Below are 18,312 nucleotides of genomic sequence, written 5' to 3'. Positions count from 1 at the left end.
GTCGCTGCTGGCCGCGGCGTCCCCGCGGCCGGTCCCGGCTGCACGCTACCCGGCGGCGCCCCCAGCGGCGCCCGCGGCGCGTTCGCCCGGAGCGGAGCGCTCCTCCGGCTCGCCATCGGCGGCGGGCAGGCGGCGCAGGCCGCGCCAGGCGACCGACGCGACCAGGCCGGCGGCGTCCTCGAGCGGCACCGGGCGCTCCTGCGTCAGCCACCAGCGGGCGGCGTGCTGCTGCAGGCCGACGAGCCCGGCCGCGAGCAGCCGGGCCTGCTGCTCGTCGAGGCCGGCGTCCGCGCGGATGAGCCCGCTCACCGCGTCGACGCAGACGTCGGTGACGCGCGCGAGGCGCTCGCGCACCTGCGGCTCGCTGGTGAGGTCGGACTCGAACACGAGGCGGAACGCCCCGGCCTCGTCGTCGGTGAAGCGGAAGTACGCCTCGGCCGTCGCGAGCGCCCGGTCCCGGTTGACCGTGGTGGACGCCAGGGCCTCCTGCACGGCCTCGGTCAGCGCGTCGCAGGCCTCGTCCAGCAGGGCGAGGTAGAGCTCGAGCTTGCCGGCGAAGTGCTGGTACAGCACGGGCTTGCTCACGCCCGAGCGCTCGGCGATCTCGTCCATGGACGCCGCGTGGTAGCCCTGCGCGACGAACACCTCGCGTGCGGCGGACAGCACCGTGCGGCGCCGCTGCCCGCGCGAGGGGCGGGGCGGGTCGGCGCTCAGCGGTAGTCGTCCTCGTCCAGCGGGACGGACTGGTGCTGCTCCACGACGTCGGCCGGGTCGGCCTCGTCGGGCAGCGCGCCGGGGTCGCTGGGCGCGCCGACCTGCTGGTCGGCCGGCTGCGCCTGCTCCAGGGCGTCGGCCGCGGGCAGGTCGTCGCCGGTGACGTCATCGGCGGGCGGGGTCGTGGGGTCGCTCACGGCTCTCCTCGGGCTCGGGGCGCGGGTCGGCGCGCCGGGGCACGTCCGTCGCTGCGATCTTCCCGCGAGCGGGCGTCCCATGCCAGGCGCCGTGCCGTCCCCGACGCCGCCCGGCCCCCCCCCAGCCGGACGGGCGGCGTCTCGGCCTCCGGGACGGGTGTCCGGCGTACGGCCGGTGCTGCGATGCTTGTCCCCGCTCCCTGCCGGGCGGTGCGTGCCCTCGGTACGTGCCACGGCCGACCGGACCGCCGGGGGGAATGCCGCGCCGCCGACCGCGGTTGCGGCGGGAAGACGGAAGGAGTCCTCGTGCCTTTGCCCCCGCTCGTCGAGCCCGCAGCCGAGCTGACGGTCGACGAGGTGCGCCGCTACTCGCGCCACCTCATCATCCCCGATGTCGGGATGGCCGGTCAGAAGCGGCTGAAGAACGCCAAGGTGCTCGTCGTGGGCGCCGGCGGCCTCGGCAGCCCCGCGCTGCTCTACCTCGCGGCGGCCGGCGTCGGCACGCTCGGCATCGTCGACTTCGACACGGTCGACGAGTCCAACCTGCAGCGCCAGGTCATCCACGGCCAGTCCGACATCGGCAAGCCGAAGGCGGTCTCCGCCAAGGAGTCCGTGGCCGAGGTCAACCCGTACGTGAACGTCGTGCTCCACGAGGAGCGCCTCGACGAGGACAACGTGCTGCGGATCTTCGAGCCGTACGACCTCATCCTCGACGGCACGGACAACTTCGCGACCCGCTACCTCGTCAACGACGCGGCGGTCCTCCTCGGCAAGCCCTACGTCTGGGGCTCGATCTACCGGTTCGAGGGCCAGGTCAGCGTCTTCTGGGACGAGCACGGGCCGAACTACCGCGACCTCTACCCCGAGCCCCCGCCCCCCGGGATGGTCCCGTCCTGCGCCGAGGGCGGCGTCCTCGGCGTGCTGTGCGCCTCGATCGGCTCGATCATGGTCACCGAGGCGATCAAGCTCATCACCGGGATCGGCGAGCCGCTCCTCGGCCGGCTCATGGTCTACGACGCACTCGAGATGTCCTACCGGACGCTCAAGCTGCGCAAGGACCCCAGCAGCCCGAAGATCACCGAGCTGCTCGGCGACTACGAGGCGTTCTGCGGTGCCGTGTCCGAGGAGGCCTCCGAGGCCGTCAAGGGCTCGACCATCGGGGTCCAGCAGCTCGAGCAGTGGCTCAAGGAGCGCACGGAGGGCGAGCGCGACTTCGTCCTCGTCGACGTCCGCGAGCCCAACGAGTGGGACATCAACCGGATCCCCGGCGCGGTGCTCATCCCCAAGGGGGAGTTCCTCAACGGCTCCGCCCTGGAGAAGCTCCCGCAGGACAAGCAGGTCGTGCTCCACTGCAAGACGGGCGTGCGCTCCGCCGAGGTGCTCGCGGTGCTCAAGGGCGCCGGCCTCGCCGACGCGGTGCACGTCGGTGGTGGCGTCTCCGCCTGGGTCAGCCAGATCGACCCGAGCCAGCCGGCGTACTAGACCGGAGCTCCACGAAGGGCCCGCGCGACTCCGGTCGCGCGGGCCCTCGCGCGTCTGCGCTAGCGTCCGCCGCGTGCAGCCCACGCCCTTCGCCGAGCGCGTGCTCGACCTCGTCGCGCTCGTCCCCGTCGGCTGCGTGACGACGTACGGCGACGTGGCCGAGCTGCTCGGCGAGGGCGGCCCCCGGGGCGTCGGGGCGGTCATGGCCCGCTGGGGCGGGGGAGTGCCGTGGTGGCGCGTCATCCGCGCGGACGGGACACCCCCGCCGCACAAGGCCGAGGAAGCGCTGCGGCTGCTGGGGTCCGAGGGCGTACGCGCCGCGGGAGGCCGGGTCGACCTCCGGCGGCACCGCTGGGACGGCGAGGCGCGGCAGGCCTAGGAGCCGCCGCGGGCCTCGCTGCTCCCTGGAGTCCCGGGGTGCGAGGGGCTCAGGGTCAGCGGCCCCAGAACTTCCACCACGGACGGCGCTCCTCGTCGTCGTCGACGTCCGCGACGACCGGCGGGCGCGCCTCGGGCGTGAGGATGTCGCCCGTCTCCGTGTCGTACGCGGTGACCCGCAGCGCCCGCGCCAGCTGCAGCACCGCCTCGACGGCCTCGCCGCTGTCGCCGGTGACGTACATCGAGACGTCGTGCACCTGCGGGGCCTTGCCCAGCAGCGCCTCGACCTGCCAGTCGGCGCCGGTGAGCCGGACCCACAGCGGGTCGCTGAGGTCGGCCTGCGGCAGCGCGGCGCGGACCCGGTCGCGCACCTCGTCGTGCGTCCCGATGGCCGGCGGCTGCCAGCCCTCGGGGATCTGCTCGACGTTGCGCGCGCCACCGGGTCCGCGCAGGGCGTAGATGTCCCAGGTCATGCCATGACCCTACGAGCAGGACGTCCCGCGCCCCCGTGCCGCCTCCACTACGGGGTGGGCATGCCGCCGGTGACCGCGAGGGTCTCGCCGGTGACGTAGCTCGATTCCTGGCTCGCGAGGAAGACGTACGGCGGGGCGAGCTCCGCGGGCTGCGCGGGGCGGCCGAGCGGGGTCTGCTCGCCGAACGACGGCAGCTTCTCCGGCGGCTGGCCACCGGCGACCTGCAGCGGCGTCCACACCGGGCCGGGAGCGACGACGTTGACGCGGATGCCCTTGGGGGCGAGCTGCTGCGCGAGGGCCTTCGAGAACGTGTTGATCGCGGCCTTCGTCGTCGCGTAGTCCACGAGGATCGGTGCGGGGGAGTACGCCTGGATCGAGGACGTGTTGATGATCGACGAGCCGGGCGTGAGGTGCGGGACGGCTGCCTTGACGAGCCAGAACAGCGCGTAGACGTTGGTCTTCAGCGTGTCGTCGAACTGCTCGTCGGAGATCTCGGTGATGTCCTCGTGGAACTGCTGCTTCCCGGCGACGTTGACGAGGACGTCGAGCCCGCCGAGCTCGCTCACGGCCTTCGCGACGAGGGCGCGGCAGTAGTCGCGGTCCTTGAGGTCGCCGGGGACGGTGACGGCCTTGCGGCCCGCCTTCTCCACCAGCTCGACGACCTGCTGGGCGTCCTCCTCCTCCTCGGGCAGGTAGGACAGGACCACGTCGGCGCCCTCCCGCGCGTACGCGATGGCGACGGCGCGCCCGATGCCGCTGTCGGCACCGGTGATGAGCGCCTTGCGCCCCTCGAGGCGGCCGGTGCCGCGGTAGGACTGCTCGCCGTGGTCGGGCTGCGGGTCCATGTCCTCCGCGAGGCCCGGACCGCCCTGCTGCTGCTTGTCGATGTCGGGGTCGGGGTACTGCGTCGTCGGGTCCTGGAACGTGTACTGGTCAGCCATGCTCCGAGCCTGCCCAGGGCGGAGATCGACATTCCGGCGCCTAACCGACGCCGCGGAACGTCCGCCGGTACGCCGAGGGCGTCGTCCCCACCTCCTTGCGGAAGTGCAGCCGCAGGTTGTCCGCACTGCCCAGCCCCGCCCGTCCCGCGACGAGCTCCAGCGGCAGGTCCGTCGTCTCGAGCAGGCGCCGGGCCAGTCCGACCCGCTGCACGAGCAGCCAGCGCAGCGGGGAGCACCCGGCCTCGGTCGACCAGCGGCGGGCGAGGGTGCGCGGGCTCACGTGCGCGTGCGCCGCGAGATCGGCGACCGTGAGCGGCTCGGCGAGGCGCTCCGCGGCCCAGGACCTGGTCGCTGCCAGCGAGTCTCCCGCCTCGGCCGGCAGCGGGGCGTCGAGGTACTGCGCCTGTCCGCCGTCACGGTGGGGCGCCACGACCACCCGGCGGGCGATGGAGGCCGCGACCTCGGCGCCGAGGTCCTGGCGGATCACGTGCAGGCAGAGGTCGAGGCCCGAGGCGACGCCGGCGGAGGTGAGGATCTGGCCCTCGTCGACGTAGAGCACACGCGGGTCCACGTCGACGAGCGGGTACTCCCGCGCCAGCGCCTCGGCGTGCATCCAGTGGGTGGTCGCCCGGCGCCCGTCGAGCAGCCCGGCGGCGGCCAGGGCGAAGGCGCCGGTGCAGATCGACATCACCCGAGCGCCGCGGCGGGCGCAGGACCGCAGCGCCCGCAGCACCTCCTCCGGCACCCCGTCCGGCGGCGCGTGGAAACCCGGCACGACGACGGTGTCGGCGCGTCGCAGGGCGCCGAGCCCGGCGGTGGCCACGACCGGGAAGCCGGCGGTCGTGCGCACCTGGCCGGCGCGTACGCCGCAGACGGTGACGACGTAGGGCAGCTCGTCGGTGTAGCTGAAGACGTGCGCCGGGATCGCGAGGTCGAGCGTGACGACCCTGTCGAGCGCGAGCACGGCGACGCGGTGTGGCGCCACGGCAGGAGCGTAGTGGCAGGATCCTCCCGAAGGATGGCTCTCCGGCCAATGGCGGTGCTCGCCACCAAGGGCCACGATCTCCTGCATGAGAGCAGAGATCCTGGTGTTCGACGGTTTCGAGGACCTCGACGTGTTCGGACCGCTCACGCCCCTGCGGCTCGGCGGGTGGGACGTAGTCCTGGTCGGGGTCGACGGGGCGGGCAGTGTCCGGTCCAGCGCCGGCGTCCGCATCGAGGCGGCGGAGCTGACCGCGCCCGACGTGCTCGTCGTGCCCGGCGGCGGCTGGCTCGACCGCGCGGAGCAGGGGGCGTGGACGCAGGCGCACCGGCCCGAGACGCAGGACCTGCTGCGGGCCAGCGCTTCCTCCGGCGTGGTGCTGGCGAGTGTCTGCACCGGCGCCCTGCTGCTCGCGGTCGCGGGCCTGCTCGACGGCCGGCCCGCGGTGACTAACGCGAGCGCCCTGGACGACCTCGCGGGCTACGGCGCGGGCGTCGTCGCGGACGCCCGGGTCGTCGACGACGGGGACCGCGTGACCGCGGGAGGGCTCACCGCCGGGCTCGACCTCGGGATCTGGTTCGTGGAGCGGTACTCCGGGCGCGAGCGCGCTGAGGCCGTGGCTCGCAGCATGGAGTACGTGCCGCAGGGCCGGGTCGCGGTGGTCCGCCGCCTCGAGCAGGCGGGGGGCGGTTCCTAGCCCGCTGCCAGGCCTCGCACAGCCTGCGCACAGGGACGGCCGTCACCGTCTGGCCCGTGATCCCGCTGCCGTACGCCGACGGGGCCCGCCGATGAAGCGGACCGTCCTCGTCCTGAACGTCGTGCTCGCCCTCCTGCTCGTGGGAGGAGGTGCAGGAGCGTGGCTGCTGGTGACCCACCCGGCTTCGGCGCAGCAGACGGCGACGACGCGTACGGCGACGGCCGTCCGCGGGACTGTGAGCCAGTCGGTCACCGCGAGCGGCAACGCCGAGCCCGTGCAGAGCGCCTCGTTGTCGTTCAGCAGCAGCGGCACCGTGACCTCGGTCCTGGTGAAGGTCGGCGACAAGGTCCGCAAGGGCCAGCAGCTGGCGACGATCAACACCACCACGGCGGACGCGGCGCTCGCGTCAGCCGAGGCGCAGCTCGCGTCGGCGCAGGCCGACCTGACGAGCAAGGAGGGCGGAGCCGACTCGACGACGGCGACGAAGGACGCCCTCGCGGTCGAGCAGGCGGAGCTCTCGGTCGCGAAGGCGACGACGGCGCTGGCCCAGGCCAAGGCCCAGCGGGCGCTGGATGCCAAGCAGCAGGCGGAGAACGTCGCCGCGGCGGTCAAGGCCGCAGCCGCCACGGCGACGAACGCGGCGGCGCGGCCGGCCGCGAGCGCGCCCGCCGGCGGCTCGTCCGGGTCGAGCGGGTCCTCCGGCTCGGGAGGGTCCAGCGGTTCCTCAGGCTCCAGCAGCGGCAGCGGTTCCTCGGGCTCGTCCGGATCGTCGGGCACGTCCTACGTCGACGCCGTGACCAAGGCCAAGCAGCAGCAGGCGCAGGTCGCGCTGTCTGACGCGAACTCCGTGGAGTACGCCCAGCAGTCGCTCGACGAGGCGCAGAACTCCCTCGCCCAGGCGAAGGCGACGCAGACCTCCGACGCGGCGGGCGGGAGCAGTGCTGACATCGCCCAGGCGAAGGCGTCGGTCGAGAGCGCGCAGCAGGCCGTGACCAACGCGCAGACCGCGCTCGCCGGGACCACCCTCACCGCGCCCTTCGCGGGCACGGTCACCGCGGTCAACGGCGCCGAGGGCGACACCGTCGGCAGCAGCGGCAGCGTGAGCGGCGGCAGCGGCTCAGGGTCCAGCGGCTCGGGGTCCAGCGGCTCGGGCGGCGCCGGCGGCGGCTCGACGTCGTCCAGCTCGTCCTCGGGCTCCTCGTCCAGCGCGTTCATCTCGCTGGTCGACGCCTCCGCCCTGCAGGTGACGGCGAACGTCGCCGAGGCCGACGCCGCGAAGGTCAAGGCCGGGCAGACCGCCAGCATCACGTTCTCCGCGACCGGCACCACCGTGTCCGGGTCCGTCAGCGAGGTCGCCGTGGTGGGCACGACGAGCAGCAACGTCGTGCAGTACCCCGTCACGGTCTCGATCGGCTCCGTACCCGCCGGGGCGAAGCCGGGCGCCTCGGTCAGCGTCACCATCACCACCGGCAGCGCACCGGACACGCTCTCGGTGCTGAGCAGCGCGGTCACCACTCGCGGGACGACGAGCACCGTGACGGTGGTCAAGGACGGCAAGCGCGTCGTGACCCCGGTGACCGTCGGCCTGGTCGGCAACACCTCCACGCAGATCCTCAGCGGGGTCAGCGCGGGAGACCAGCTCGCCGTGGCGACGACCACGACGTCGGGCGCGACCACCGGCGGTGGCAGCGGCTTCGGCGGCGGCGGGTTCGGCGCAGGCGGGTTCGGCGGCGGGCCGGGTGGACGGTGAGCGCCGCGCCGGTCATCGACCTCCGCGCCGTGATGAAGGTCTACGGCTCCGGTGACACCGAGGTGCGCGCAGTCGCGGGGGTGGACCTCGTCGCCGAGCGCGGGGAGTACCTCGCCATCATGGGCGCATCGGGCTCCGGCAAGTCGACGCTGATGAACATCCTCGGGTGCCTCGACGCGCCGACGAGGGGGCGCTACCTTCTCGACGGGTACGACGTCGGCCGCCTCACCGAGCGCCAGCTGTCCATCGTGCGCAACCGCAAGATCGGCTTCATCTTCCAGTCCTTCAACCTCATCCCGCGCACGTCCGCGCTGGCGAACGTCGAGCTCCCCCTCGCGTACGCCGGGGTGAAGCCGGCCGAGCGGCGGGAGCGCGCGCTGGCCGCGCTCGAGCGGGTCGGGCTCGGCGAGCGCGTGCACCACCTGCCCTCGGAGCTCTCCGGCGGCCAGCAGCAGCGCGTCGCGGTGGCGCGGGCGATCGTCACCGACCCGGTGATGCTGCTGGCCGACGAACCGACGGGCGCGCTGGACTCCCGCAGCACCGGCGAGGTCCTCGACCTGTTCGACGCGCTGCACGCCGCGGGCCGCACGCTCGTCGTCATCACGCACGAGGACGAGGTGGCCCAGCGGTCGCGTCGCGTCGTCCGCATGCGCGACGGGCTCGTCGCGTCGGACACGGCGTCCCTGCAGGCCGTCTCGTGAACCTCCGCGAGAGCCTGCGGTTCGCCCTGCGCGGCATCGCCGCGAACAAGCTGCGCTCGGCGCTCACGACCCTCGGCATCCTCATCGGCGTCGCGGCCGTCATCGTGCTCGTCGCCGTCGGCACCGGGTCGAGCAAGGCCGTCGCCGACCAGATCAACCGGCTCGGCTCGAACGTGCTGACGGTGACCGCCTCCCAGGGCGGCACGGGAGGACGCCGTGCCACGGGCGGGTTCGGCGGCTTCGCGCCCGGCGGCGCGGGGCGGGTCAGCTCGGGCAGCCAGACGCGGACGGCGGAGCTCACCCTCGACGACGCGCTCGCGCTCACCGACGAGGCCTCGGCGCCGGACATCCTGTCCGTGGCACCGGTCGTCTCTGTGTCGTCCGTGACCGCGACGTACGACGGGGCGACCCACAGCGTCGGCAGCTTCGTCGGCACCTCGCCGAGCTACCTCGCGATCGACGACGACAGCGTGCAGAAGGGGGCGCCGTTCAGCGAGGACGACTACGCCCAGCGTCGCCGAGTGGCCCTGCTCGGCACCGACGTGGCGACGGACCTGGTCGGTGGCAACGGGTTCGACGCCGTCGGCAAGACGATCCACCTCAACGGCGCGGAGTTCGAGGTCGTCGGCATCCTCACCGACAAGGGGACGACGGGGCCGGTGAGCGGCGACGACCGCATCGTCGCACCGCTGCCGGCGGTGCAGGACACCCTCGCGGGGTACGCGTCGCTGTCGAGCATCTCGGTGAAGGCGAGGTCCGCCGGGGCGGTGGGCAACGCCGAGGCGGAGGTGGCGGACATCCTCGACGGCCGGCACCACGTGACCGCCGCGACCGCGGACTACACGGTCCGCTCGTCCTCGTCGATCCTCTCGGCGGCGACGTCGAGCAACCGGACCTTCACCGTGCTCCTGGCCTCGGTGGCCGCGATCAGCCTGCTGGTGGGCGGGATTGGCGTCATGAACATCATGCTCGTCACCGTCACCGAGCGGACCCGCGAGATCGGCATCCGCAAGGCCATCGGGGCCAGGAAGGGCGACATCGTCGGGCAGTTCCTGCTGGAGGCGGTGCTGCTCTCGATCCTCGGCGGGCTCGCGGGGGTCGCGGTCGGCCTGCTGGGCTCGAGGTTCTCGATCGTCGGGGTGCACCCGGTGGTCGCGCCGTACTCCATCGCCCTGGCGTTCGGCGTCTCGGTGCTCGTCGGTCTGGTCTTCGGCCTCTACCCCGCCAACCGGGCCGCCTCGCTGCGGCCCATCGACGCGCTGCGCTACGAGTGAGGGACGGCATGGACAGGACAGGTGCGGAGACGGGCGACCTGCTCGGCAGGCACGCCGCGGACGAGGCGCACACGCAGGTGCTGCCGCCGGTGGAGGGCGCCGTCCCCGCGGACTACCTCTCCTCGGAGGACACCTCCACGGGCGCGAGGAGCGGGGACCTCGACGAGCTGCTCGCGAGCACCGCGGGGCCCGCCCTGCCGCGGACGACGCGGGTGCTGGGCGGCGCGGTGCTGGTCGTCCTGGTCTTCGTCGCGGGCGCGGCGCTCGAGCGCCACGAGCTGCGCTCCTCGGGGACGACGCCGGCGGCCGGGGCGCGTGCCGGGGGGCTCGGCGGTCTCGGTGCCGGCGGGTTCGGCGCTGGTGGGTACGGCGGGTTCCGCCAGCGGACCGGCACCGGCACCGGCCGGGGGAGCGGGGCGGAGGCCGGCGGTGCCGCCGGGGAGCTGCCGGGCGGCGCTCCGGCGGGCGCACCCGGTACGGGCGGTGCCGCCGGCTCCAGCGCCGCGGCGGGCCCCGCGGTCGTCGGCACCGTGGTCAAGGTCTCCGGGAGCACGGTCACCGTGCGCAACTTCGCCGGGAAGCTCGTCACCGTCCAGGTGCCGGCCGGCACGAGCGTGACTCGGACGACGACCACTCCGCTCCGCGCGCTGGAGGCCGGCTCGACCGTGTCCGTCAGCGGCACGGCCGGCACCGACGGCAGCGTCACGGCCAGCGCGTTGACCCAGAGCGCCGGATGACGGCCGCCGCCCACCGCCCCACTCCTCGCACACCACAGAGACGGAACCCCATGCTCTCCACCACCCGGGCCAGGTCGGTCCTCGCCGCCGGCGCCGTCGTCCTCGGCGGCAGCCTCGTCCTCACCGCCTGCGGCGGGTCGGGCGGCTCGAGCGGCTCGAGCGGCACGGCGTCGGCTGCCGCGCCTGCTCCTGCCGCGAGCGGCGCCCCGCGCTCCGGCGGCTTCCGGCAGGACCCGCAGATGGCCGCGGAGTTCACCAAGATCCGCCAGTGCCTGCAGGCGGCCGGCATCCCGGTGCCGACGCCGAGCGCCCGCCCGGGGTACACCCCTGGAGCGAGCCCGCGCCCCCGCTTCACCCCTGGAGCCACGCCGCGCCCGGGCTTCACGCCCGGTGCGCGCGGCGGGCGCCCCGGCGGCTTCGGCGGCGGCGGCCTGGGGCGCATCACCCAGGACCCCCAGGCCCAGGCCGCGATCAAGGCGTGCGGCCTGACCCTCCCGACCTTCGCCCCTCGGCCGGCGGCGTCCGGGGCCGCGGGCGGCTGAGGCGCGGCCCCGGGAGTCGCCCGCCCGCGCAGCGGCTCGGCGGGGGCGTGGCTGTCAGTGGCGTGTGGTGCCATGTCCCCGTCATGCCGAGCACGTCGCCAGCCCCCGCCCGAGCGCGCCGCGCCGCCGTCCCCGTGACGGCGGCGCAGGCCGCGCTGTTCGACCTCGCCCCGCCGCCGGGCTACGTCCTCGTCCCGGGCGCCACCGCCCCGTCCGCGCCCCCGGTCCTCGACGCCGCGCAGGCCGCCGTCGCCGCGCACCGCGACGGCCCGCTGCTCGTCCTCGCGGGGCCGGGGACCGGCAAGACGACGACGCTCGTCGAGTCGGTCGCGAGCCTGGTGGAGGACCCGGAGCGGCCGCTCGACCCCGCCTCCGTGCTCGTGCTCACCTTCAGCCGGCGTGCGGCCGACGAGCTGCGCTCGCGCACCACCGCCCGGCTCGGCCGTCCGACCGGTGCGCCCGTCGCGTGGACCTTCCACTCCTTCGCGTACGCGCTGGTGCGCGCCCACGCGCCCGCCGAGGGCGAGCCGCTGCGCCTGCTCAGCGCCCCCGAGCAGGAGGTCGTCGTCGCCGAGCTGCTCCGCGGCTCGCAGGAGGGCGAGGGCTCCGTGCGCTGGCCGGACCGGCTGGCGGCGGCGCTGTCCACCCGCGGGATGGCCGACGAGGTGCGCGCCGTCCTCGCCCGGGCACGGGAGCTCGGCCTCGAGCCGCCGGACCTCCAGCGGGCGGCACGGGCGGCGGGTCGCGAGGACTGGGCGGCGGTGGCCGAGTTCCAGGCGGAGTACCTCGACGTCCTCGACTCCTCCCTGGCGGTGGACTACGCCGAGCTGGTGCACCGCGCCGGGCTGCTGGCCGAGCAGCCTGCGGTCCGGGCGGCCCTGCGCGAGCGCTACCGCGCGGTGCTGGTCGACGAGTACCAGGACACCGACCCCGCGCAGGAGCGGCTGCTCCGCGCCCTCGCGGGCGACGGCCGCCACCTCGTCGCGGTCGGCGACCCGGACCAGTCGATCTACGCCTTCCGCGGCGCGGACGTCAGCGGGATCCTCGAGTTCCCCACGCGGTTCCCCCAGCACGACGGCACCCCCGCCCCCGTGCGCACCCTGGCGGTCTCGCGGCGCGCGGGGGAGCGGCTGCTCGCGGCGAGCCGGTCGGTCGCCTCGCGGGTCCCCGTCCGGGCGCTCCCGCGCGACGCCGTGCGCGCGCACCGCGCGCTCGCGCCCGGCAGCGCCGAGCCGGGGGAGGTGCGGGTGCTCACGTTCCCGACGGCGGCCGCCGAGGCCGGGGCCGTCGCCGACCTGCTGCGCCGCGCGCACCTCGAGGACGGCACCCCGTGGGGCCGGATGGCCGTGCTCGTCCGCAGCGGCCCGCGCTCCGTGCCGCTGCTGCGCCGGGTGCTCGGCGCCGCAGGCGTGCCCGTCGAGGTCGCCGGCGACGAGCTCCCGCTCGCGCAGGAGCCCGCGGTCGCCCCGCTGCTGCTCGCCCTGCGGGTGGCGGCCGGGATGGGAGCCGACGGCGGCCGCGCCAGCACCGACCAGGTGCGCACGCTGCTGCTCTCGCCGCTCTGCTCGGCCGAGCCGGGCGCGCTGCGCTCGCTCGCCCGCGAGCTGCGGGCCCAGCAGCGGACCGCCGGGCTGGCCCCGGCCTCGTCCGACGAGCTGCTGCGGACCGCCGTCGAGCACCCGGAGGAGCTCGCCCTGCTCGAGGACCGCCTGGCCGCGCCCGTGCGGCGGCTGGGCCGGCTGCTCGAGCGCGCCCGGCAGTCGCTGGCGGACGGCGGCACCGGCGAGCAGGCGCTCTGGGCGCTGTGGAGCGGGACGGCCTGGGGACGCCGGCTGGAGCGCGCCGCGCGCGCCGGCGGACCGGCCGGGCGCAGCGCCGACCGCGACCTCGACGCGGTGTGCGCGCTGTTCGAGGCGGCGGCGCGGCTCGAGCAGCGCCCCGGTGTCCGCGGTGCCCGCCTGCTCCTCGAGGAGCTCGAGGCGCAGCGCATCCCCGGGGACACCCTCGCCGAGCGGGCCGTGCGAGGCGAGGCGGTCCGCGTGCTCACCGCCCACCGCTCCAAGGGGCTCGAGTGGGACGTCGTCGCCGTCGTCGGGGTGCAGGAGGGCTCCTGGCCCGACCTGCGCCGCCGCGGCTCGCTGCTCGAGCCCGACCGGCTCGGCGTCGACGGGCTGGTCGAGCCGCCCTCCCCGAGCGACCAGCTCGCCGAGGAGCGCCGGCTGCTGTACGTCGCGGTGACCCGCGCCCGCCGCCTGCTCGTCGTCACGGCGGTGGCCAGCGGCGACGACGACGGCGAGCGCCCCTCCCGCTTCCTCGAGGAGCTCGGGGTCCCGGTCGAGCCGCAGGGCCGTCGTGCCCGGCGCCCGCTCACCGCCGCCGGGCTCGTCGCGGAGCTGCGCCGCGTCGCCGTCGACCCGGACGAGCCCGAGGGGCTGCGCCGCGCGGCCCGCGCCCGGCTGGCGCGCCTCGCGGCCGCGACCGATGCCGCCGGGCTGCCCCTCGTCCCGGCCGCGCACCCGTCGCGCTGGTGGGGGCTCGTCGCCACCAGCGACCCGGGCCGTCCGCTGCTGGCCGAGGGGGCGCCGGTGGCGCTGTCCGGCTCCACGCTGCAGCGGCTGGGCGACTGCCCCCTGGCGTGGTTCCTCGAGCACGAGGCCGCCGCCGTCAGCGCGCGGACCACCGCGCTCGGGTTCGGCAGCATCGTCCACGTCCTCGCCGACGAGGTCGCCCGCGGCACGCTGCCGGCCGACCCCGCCGTGCTCGACGCGCGCATCGACGCGGTGTGGAGCGAGCTCGCCTTCGAGGCGCGCTGGCAGTCGGCGCAGCAGCGCGCCGAGGCGAGCGCCGCCGTCCGCCGCTTCCTCGACTGGCACGCCCTGACCGCGCAGCGGGGGCGCCGCCTGCTGGGCTCGGAGGAGCGGTTCGAGGTGCAGGTCGTCCTGCCCGACGGGCCGGTCCGGCTGCGCGGGAGCGCCGACCGGCTCGAGCTCGACGGCGACGGCCGCCTCCACGTCGTCGACTTCAAGACCGGCCGCTCGGCGCCGGGCCCCGGCGAGGTGGCGCGGCACCCGCAGCTCGGCGCGTACCAGCTGGCGGTCGAGCACGGCGCGTTCGCCGACCTCCCGGGTGCGCCGCCCGCGGGGTCGCCGCCGGGCGGGGCCGAGCTCGTCCACCTGCGCCTCGAGTCCGCGGGCTCGGTCAAGGTCCAGTCCCAGGCCCCGCTGCAGCCGGCGGACGACGGCGGTCCCAGCTGGGCCGAGGAGCTCGTCGCCGACGCCGCGGGCGCGGTGCGCGCCGAGCGGTTCGCCCCGACGCCGGGGGAGCAGTGCTCGCGGTGCTCGTTCCGCCGCGCCTGCCCCGCGCAGCCCGAGGGACGGCAGGTGGTCGAGTGAGCGCGCCGCTGCGCCGTCCCGAGCAGCTGCGCGACCTGCTCGGCGTGCCCTTCAGCGAGCCGCAGCTCGCGGCCGCCACCGCGCCCCTCGCGCCCGGCGTGGTCGTCGCCGGTGCGGGGAGCGGCAAGACCACCGTCATGGCCGCCCGGGTCGTCTGGCTCGTCGGCACGGGCGCGGTGCCCGCGGGCCGGGTGCTGGGCCTGACCTTCACCAACAAGGCCGCCGCCGAGCTCGACGCCCGGGTGCGCGCCGCGCTGGCGCGCGCCGGGCTGGCGCCCTCCCCGGTCCCCTCCGCTCCCCCCGCCGGCCGCACGAGCGGGACGTCCGAACGAGGCGAGGGCATCGAGGGCACGGACGAGCTGCCCCCGACCATCTCGACCTACCACGCCTTCGCCGGCGAGCTGGTGCGCGAGCACGGGCTGCGCCTCGGCGTCGAGCCCCGTGCGGCCCTGCTCGCCGACGCCACGCGCTTCCAGCTCGCCGAGCGCGTCGTGCGCCGTGCCCCCGGGCCGTTCCTGGCGCTGACCAAGCAGGTGGCCTCGCTCGTCACGGACCTGCTCGACCTCGACGGCGAGCTGGCCGAGCACCTCGTCGAGCTCGAGGAGCTGCGGGCCGAGGACCGCGCCCTCATCGCCGAGGTGGCCGCCGCACCCCGGCAGACCCGGAAGGTGCTGGGGCTGGCCGAGACCGCGCAGGCGCGGCTCGAGCTGTCCACGCTGGTCGAGGCCTACCGGGCGGAGAAGTCCGCCCGGGCGCTGCTCGACTTCGGCGACCAGCTCTCGCTCGCCGCGCGGCTGGCCGAGGGGCACCCCGAGGTGGGCGAGGCGCTGCGCGAGCGCTACGCCGTGGTGCTCCTCGACGAGTACCAGGACACCTCCGTCGCGCAGCGGCGCATGCTCACCGGCGCGTTCGGCGGCGGCCACCCCGTCACCGCGGTGGGCGACCCCTGCCAGGCGATCTACGGGTGGCGCGGCGCGTCGGTCGCCAACCTCGACGAGTTCCCCGAGCACTTCCCCGACCGCGACGGGCGGCCCGCGCCGCGCTACAGCCTCGTCGAGAACCGCCGCAGCGGCTCCCGGCTGCTCGAGCTCGCCAACTCCCTTGCGCGGTCGCTCCAGGTGCGCCACCAGGTGGAGCCGTTGCAGCCGTGCGCCGCGCGCCAGGGCCAGGGGACGGCGGTGGTGGCGCTGCACCGGACCTACGCCGAGGAGGTCGCCTGGTGCGCCGACCAGGTGCGCGCCGCCCTCGACGCGGGGACGCCGCCCGCGGAGGTGGCCGTCCTGGTCCGCGCCCGCAGCGACTTCGCCGCGCTGCACGCGGCGCTGGCCGAGCGCGACGTGCCCGTCGAGGTCGTGGGGCTCGGCGGGCTGCTGGCCCTGCCCGAGGTCGCCGACGTCGTCGCCCTGCTCGAGCTCGCGACCGAGCCGACGGCCAACGCCGCGCTCGTCCGCCTGCTCACCGGACCGCGCTGGCGGGTCGGCCCGCGCGACCTGGCGCTGCTCGGCCGACGGGCCCGCCAGCTGGTGCGGCCGGTCGCCGGCGGGCCCGACGAGGAGGCGAGCGGCACCGCTCGCGTGGACGCCGCGCTCGCCGAGGCCGTCTCCGGGGTCGACCCGGCCGACGTCGTCGCCCTGCTCGACGCGGTGGAGAGCCCGGGGGAGCAGGCGTACAGCCCGGAGGCGCGCGCCCGGTTCGCGGCCTTCGCGGCGGAGGTCGCCCAGGTGCGCCGCATCCTCGGGGAGCCGCTGCTCGAGGTGCTCACCGCGATCCCGGCGCTCACCGGGCTCGACGTCGAGCTCGCCGCGAGCCCCTCGGCGGTCGCCGCCGGGCGCGCGGAGTCGCTGTCGGCGTTCCTCGACGTCGCCGCGCGCTTCGTCGACCTCGACGGGGCGGCCTCGGCCACCGCGTTCCTCGCGTTCCTGCGCGCCGCCGACGAGTTCGACCGCGGGCTCGACACCACCGCCCCCAGCACCGCCGACGCCGTCAAGCTGCTGACCGCGCACAAGTCCAAGGGGCTCGAGTGGGAGGTCGTCGTCCTGCCCAGCCTGAGCAAGGACGTCTTCCCGGCCAAGCGCGGGCGGGCGCGCTGGACCAGCACCTCGAGCGTGCTCCCCACGCCGCTGCGCGGGGACGCCGCGACCCTGCCCGCGCTCGACGGGCTGACCGGGCCGGAGATCGACGCGTACGTCGCCGCGGAGCGCGAGGCCTCGCTCGTCGAGGAGCGCCGGCTGGGCTACGTCGCCCTGACCCGCGCGCGCAGCACGCTCATCGCCAGCGGCTCCTGGTGGGGCCCGACGCAGAAGCGGCCGCGCGGCCCGTCGCCGTACCTCGAGGAGGTGCGCGCGCACTGCCTCGCCGGCGGAGGGACGGTGGCCGCCTGGGCGGAGCCCCCGGAGGCGGACGAGGCCAACCCCCTGCGCGAGCAGGGGACGGGCGCCTGGACCTTCCCGGCCCCGCTCGAGCCCGCCGCCCTCGAGCGGCGGCGCAGCGCGGCCGGCGACGTCCTCGCGCTGCTCGCCGAGGGGGGAGCGGACGCAGCGGACGACGGGCTCGACCCGCGCGAGGCCGAGGTGGTCGCCGGGTGGGACCGCGACCTCGAGCTGCTCGTCACGGAGCTCGAGCGGCTGCGCACGCCGGTGCGGGAGGTCCCGCTGCCGGCGACGCTCTCGACGACGCAGCTGCTCCGGCTCGCGCAGGACCCGCAGGGGCTGGCCGCGGACCTCGTCCGGCCCGTACCCCGTCCGCCGGTGGCGGCCGCTCGGCGCGGCACCGCGTTCCACTCCTGGGTGGAGGCGCGCTTCGCCCAGCAGCCGCTGCTGGCGGCCGACGACCTGCCGGGCGCCGCCGACGAGGGGCTGGAGCTGGACGCTCCGCTCGAGGAGCTGCAGCGCGCGTTCCTCGCCACGCCGTACGCCGAGCGGGCGCCCCACGCCGTCGAGGCGCCGTTCGAGGTGGTGCTCGGCGGCCGCGTCGTGCGCGGGCGCATCGACGCCGTCTACCGCACGCCGGACGGCGACGAGGTCGTCGACTGGAAGACCGGCCGCGAGCCGGCGGACCCGCTGCAGCTGGCGGTCTACCGGCTCGCCTGGGCCGAGCTGCACGGGCTGGCACCCGAGGCCGTGACCGCGAGCTTCGTGCACGTCCGCACCGGCGAGGTCGAGCGGCCCGCGCGGCTGCCCGGGCGTGCGCAGCTGGAGCGGCTGCTCAGCCGTGCGACGGCGGGAGCGCCCGCACCAGCTCCACGCTGAGCGCCGCGTGGTCGCCCACGGGCAGCGCGTGCGAGCACGAGGAGGCCACGCGCCAGCCGCCGGCGCCGACCCGGTCGCCGAGCACGCCGTCGAGCGAGACGCGCGGCGCGGCGGCCGGCCAGCTCGCCTCCCGCGTCAGCCGCTGCCACCCGCTGGCCGCGGCGGCCAGCGAGGTCGGCAGGTTGAGGTCCCCGAGGAGCACGCGCGGCCCGGGCAGCTCCGCCCGGGCCCAGGCCACGACGCGGCGCAGCTGCCAGGCGTTCCACCCGGGCACGAACGACAGGTGCGCGGTGATGACGCTGAGCGGTCCGGCGGCAGTCTCGACCACGGCGGCGAGCGCCGCCCGCGGCTCGTCGGCGACCGGGACGACGACCGGGCGTCCCTTCGGCCCGGGCACGACGAGCGGCAGGCCGAGGGGCGCCCCCGGCAGACCGATCGAGGCCCAGCGCAGCACCGGCAGCCGGGAGACGAGGGCGACGCCGTACTCCGGGCCGACCGGGGCCACGGGCAGCGGCACCGCGGGCACCGGCAGCGGTGACCAGTCCTTGCGCCGACCCGGTGTGCCGCGCACCGTCGCCACGAAGCGCACGTCCGCGGCGCCGAGCACGTCGGCGGCCAGCCCGGCCTGGTCGACCCCGCCCGAGCGGGGCTGGTGCCGGTCGACCTCCTGCAGCGCCAGCACGTCGGCGTCGACCAGGCCGTACGCCGCCCGCAGCGCGTCAGCGTCAGGGGCGCCCGACCGCGGGGCCACGCCGTGCAGGAGGTTCGCGGTCGTCAGGCGCAGCCGGTCGCTCACCTGCCCAG

At 76.3% G+C, this 18,312-nt stretch carries 16 protein-coding genes; 10 read left to right on the top strand and 6 right to left on the bottom strand.

The window, feature by feature from the left end; translation table 11 throughout:
* Nucleotides 1–45 precede the first annotated feature (45 nt).
* Both EV189_RS13010 and EV189_RS13005 read right to left on the bottom strand, forming a co-directional pair.
* Nucleotides 46–714, bottom strand: coding sequence for a TetR/AcrR family transcriptional regulator (locus EV189_RS13010; RefSeq protein ID WP_130493364.1), 669 nt, complete (start codon nt 712–714; stop codon nt 46–48).
* Complete coding sequence (locus EV189_RS13005; protein WP_130493363.1) at nt 711–911, bottom strand: hypothetical protein; 201 nt, start codon at nt 909–911, stop codon at nt 711–713. Before EV189_RS13005 ends, EV189_RS13010 begins: the two co-directional genes overlap by 4 nt.
* Nucleotides 912–1,217: 306 nt before the next feature.
* Between EV189_RS13005 and moeZ the strand changes: the two genes are divergently transcribed.
* Entirely contained in the window at nt 1,218–2,393 is a 1,176-nt protein-coding gene (gene moeZ, locus EV189_RS13000) for an adenylyltransferase/sulfurtransferase MoeZ (protein WP_130493362.1), read from the top strand.
* 73 nt (nt 2,394–2,466) lie between these two features.
* On the top strand, nt 2,467–2,772 hold the full coding sequence (locus EV189_RS12995; RefSeq protein WP_130493361.1) for an MGMT family protein: 306 nt from the start codon (nt 2,467–2,469) through the stop codon (nt 2,770–2,772).
* A gap of 55 nt (nt 2,773–2,827) precedes the next feature.
* Here the strand turns inward: EV189_RS12995 and EV189_RS12990 are convergent, their stop codons facing one another.
* From EV189_RS12990 to EV189_RS12980, 3 genes are read right to left on the bottom strand one after another with little or no spacing between them, the layout of a single operon-like run.
* Nucleotides 2,828–3,244: a beta-ketoacyl-[acyl-carrier-protein] synthase family protein gene (locus tag EV189_RS12990; protein WP_130493360.1), complete on the bottom strand. Its 417-nt coding sequence runs from the start codon at nt 3,242–3,244 to the stop codon at nt 2,828–2,830.
* Nucleotides 3,245–3,291: 47 nt separating this feature from the next.
* Complete coding sequence (locus EV189_RS12985) at nt 3,292–4,185, bottom strand: SDR family oxidoreductase (protein WP_130493359.1); 894 nt, start codon at nt 4,183–4,185, stop codon at nt 3,292–3,294.
* Between the two features lie 40 nt (nt 4,186–4,225).
* A complete protein-coding gene (locus tag EV189_RS12980; RefSeq protein WP_130493358.1) occupies nt 4,226–5,170 on the bottom strand; it encodes a GlxA family transcriptional regulator in 945 nt (314 codons plus the stop codon).
* Nucleotides 5,171–5,255: 85 nt separating this feature from the next.
* Between EV189_RS12980 and EV189_RS12975 the strand changes: the two genes are divergently transcribed.
* From EV189_RS12975 to EV189_RS12940, 8 genes are all read left to right on the top strand, one after another.
* The gene (locus tag EV189_RS12975; protein ID WP_130493357.1) at nt 5,256–5,864 is read left to right on the top strand and encodes a DJ-1/PfpI family protein; all 609 of its coding nucleotides are present in this window, start codon (nt 5,256–5,258) and stop codon (nt 5,862–5,864) included.
* A 91-nt stretch (nt 5,865–5,955) separates the two neighbouring features.
* The gene (locus EV189_RS12970) at nt 5,956–7,614 is read left to right on the top strand and encodes an HlyD family efflux transporter periplasmic adaptor subunit (RefSeq protein WP_130493356.1); all 1,659 of its coding nucleotides are present in this window, start codon (nt 5,956–5,958) and stop codon (nt 7,612–7,614) included.
* 32 nt (nt 7,615–7,646) lie between these two features.
* Nucleotides 7,647–8,315, top strand: a complete 669-nt coding sequence (locus EV189_RS12965) for an ABC transporter ATP-binding protein (RefSeq protein WP_130493784.1) — start codon at nt 7,647–7,649, stop codon at nt 8,313–8,315.
* Nucleotides 8,312–9,589, top strand: a complete 1,278-nt coding sequence (locus tag EV189_RS12960) for an ABC transporter permease (RefSeq protein WP_130493355.1) — start codon at nt 8,312–8,314, stop codon at nt 9,587–9,589. Before EV189_RS12965 ends, EV189_RS12960 begins: the two co-directional genes overlap by 4 nt.
* A gap of 8 nt (nt 9,590–9,597) precedes the next feature.
* Nucleotides 9,598–10,326, top strand: coding sequence for a hypothetical protein (locus EV189_RS12955; protein WP_196788573.1), 729 nt, complete (start codon nt 9,598–9,600; stop codon nt 10,324–10,326).
* 50 nt (nt 10,327–10,376) lie between these two features.
* Complete coding sequence (locus EV189_RS12950; protein WP_130493354.1) at nt 10,377–10,868, top strand: hypothetical protein; 492 nt, start codon at nt 10,377–10,379, stop codon at nt 10,866–10,868.
* 83 nt (nt 10,869–10,951) lie between these two features.
* Nucleotides 10,952–14,260, top strand: coding sequence for an ATP-dependent helicase (locus EV189_RS12945; protein ID WP_130493353.1), 3,309 nt, complete (start codon nt 10,952–10,954; stop codon nt 14,258–14,260).
* Nucleotides 14,257–17,508 (top strand): ATP-dependent helicase, encoded by a 3,252-nt coding sequence (locus EV189_RS12940; protein ID WP_130493352.1) that lies wholly within the window; start codon nt 14,257–14,259, stop codon nt 17,506–17,508. The genes EV189_RS12945 and EV189_RS12940 overlap by 4 nt, the downstream gene beginning before the upstream one ends.
* Here the strand turns inward: EV189_RS12940 and EV189_RS12935 are convergent.
* Nucleotides 17,465–18,304 carry an endonuclease/exonuclease/phosphatase family protein gene (locus EV189_RS12935; protein ID WP_231116358.1) on the bottom strand — a complete coding sequence of 280 codons (840 nt, stop codon included), beginning with the start codon at nt 18,302–18,304 and terminating at the stop codon, nt 17,465–17,467. The genes EV189_RS12940 and EV189_RS12935 overlap by 44 nt on opposite strands.
* Nucleotides 18,305–18,312 lie beyond the last annotated feature (8 nt).

It is taken from the genome of Motilibacter rhizosphaerae (assembly GCF_004216915.1).
In the GTDB taxonomy this organism is placed as follows: domain Bacteria; phylum Actinomycetota; class Actinomycetes; order Motilibacterales; family Motilibacteraceae; genus Motilibacter; species Motilibacter rhizosphaerae.
This window is presented reverse-complemented; position numbering and strand designations above follow the sequence as displayed.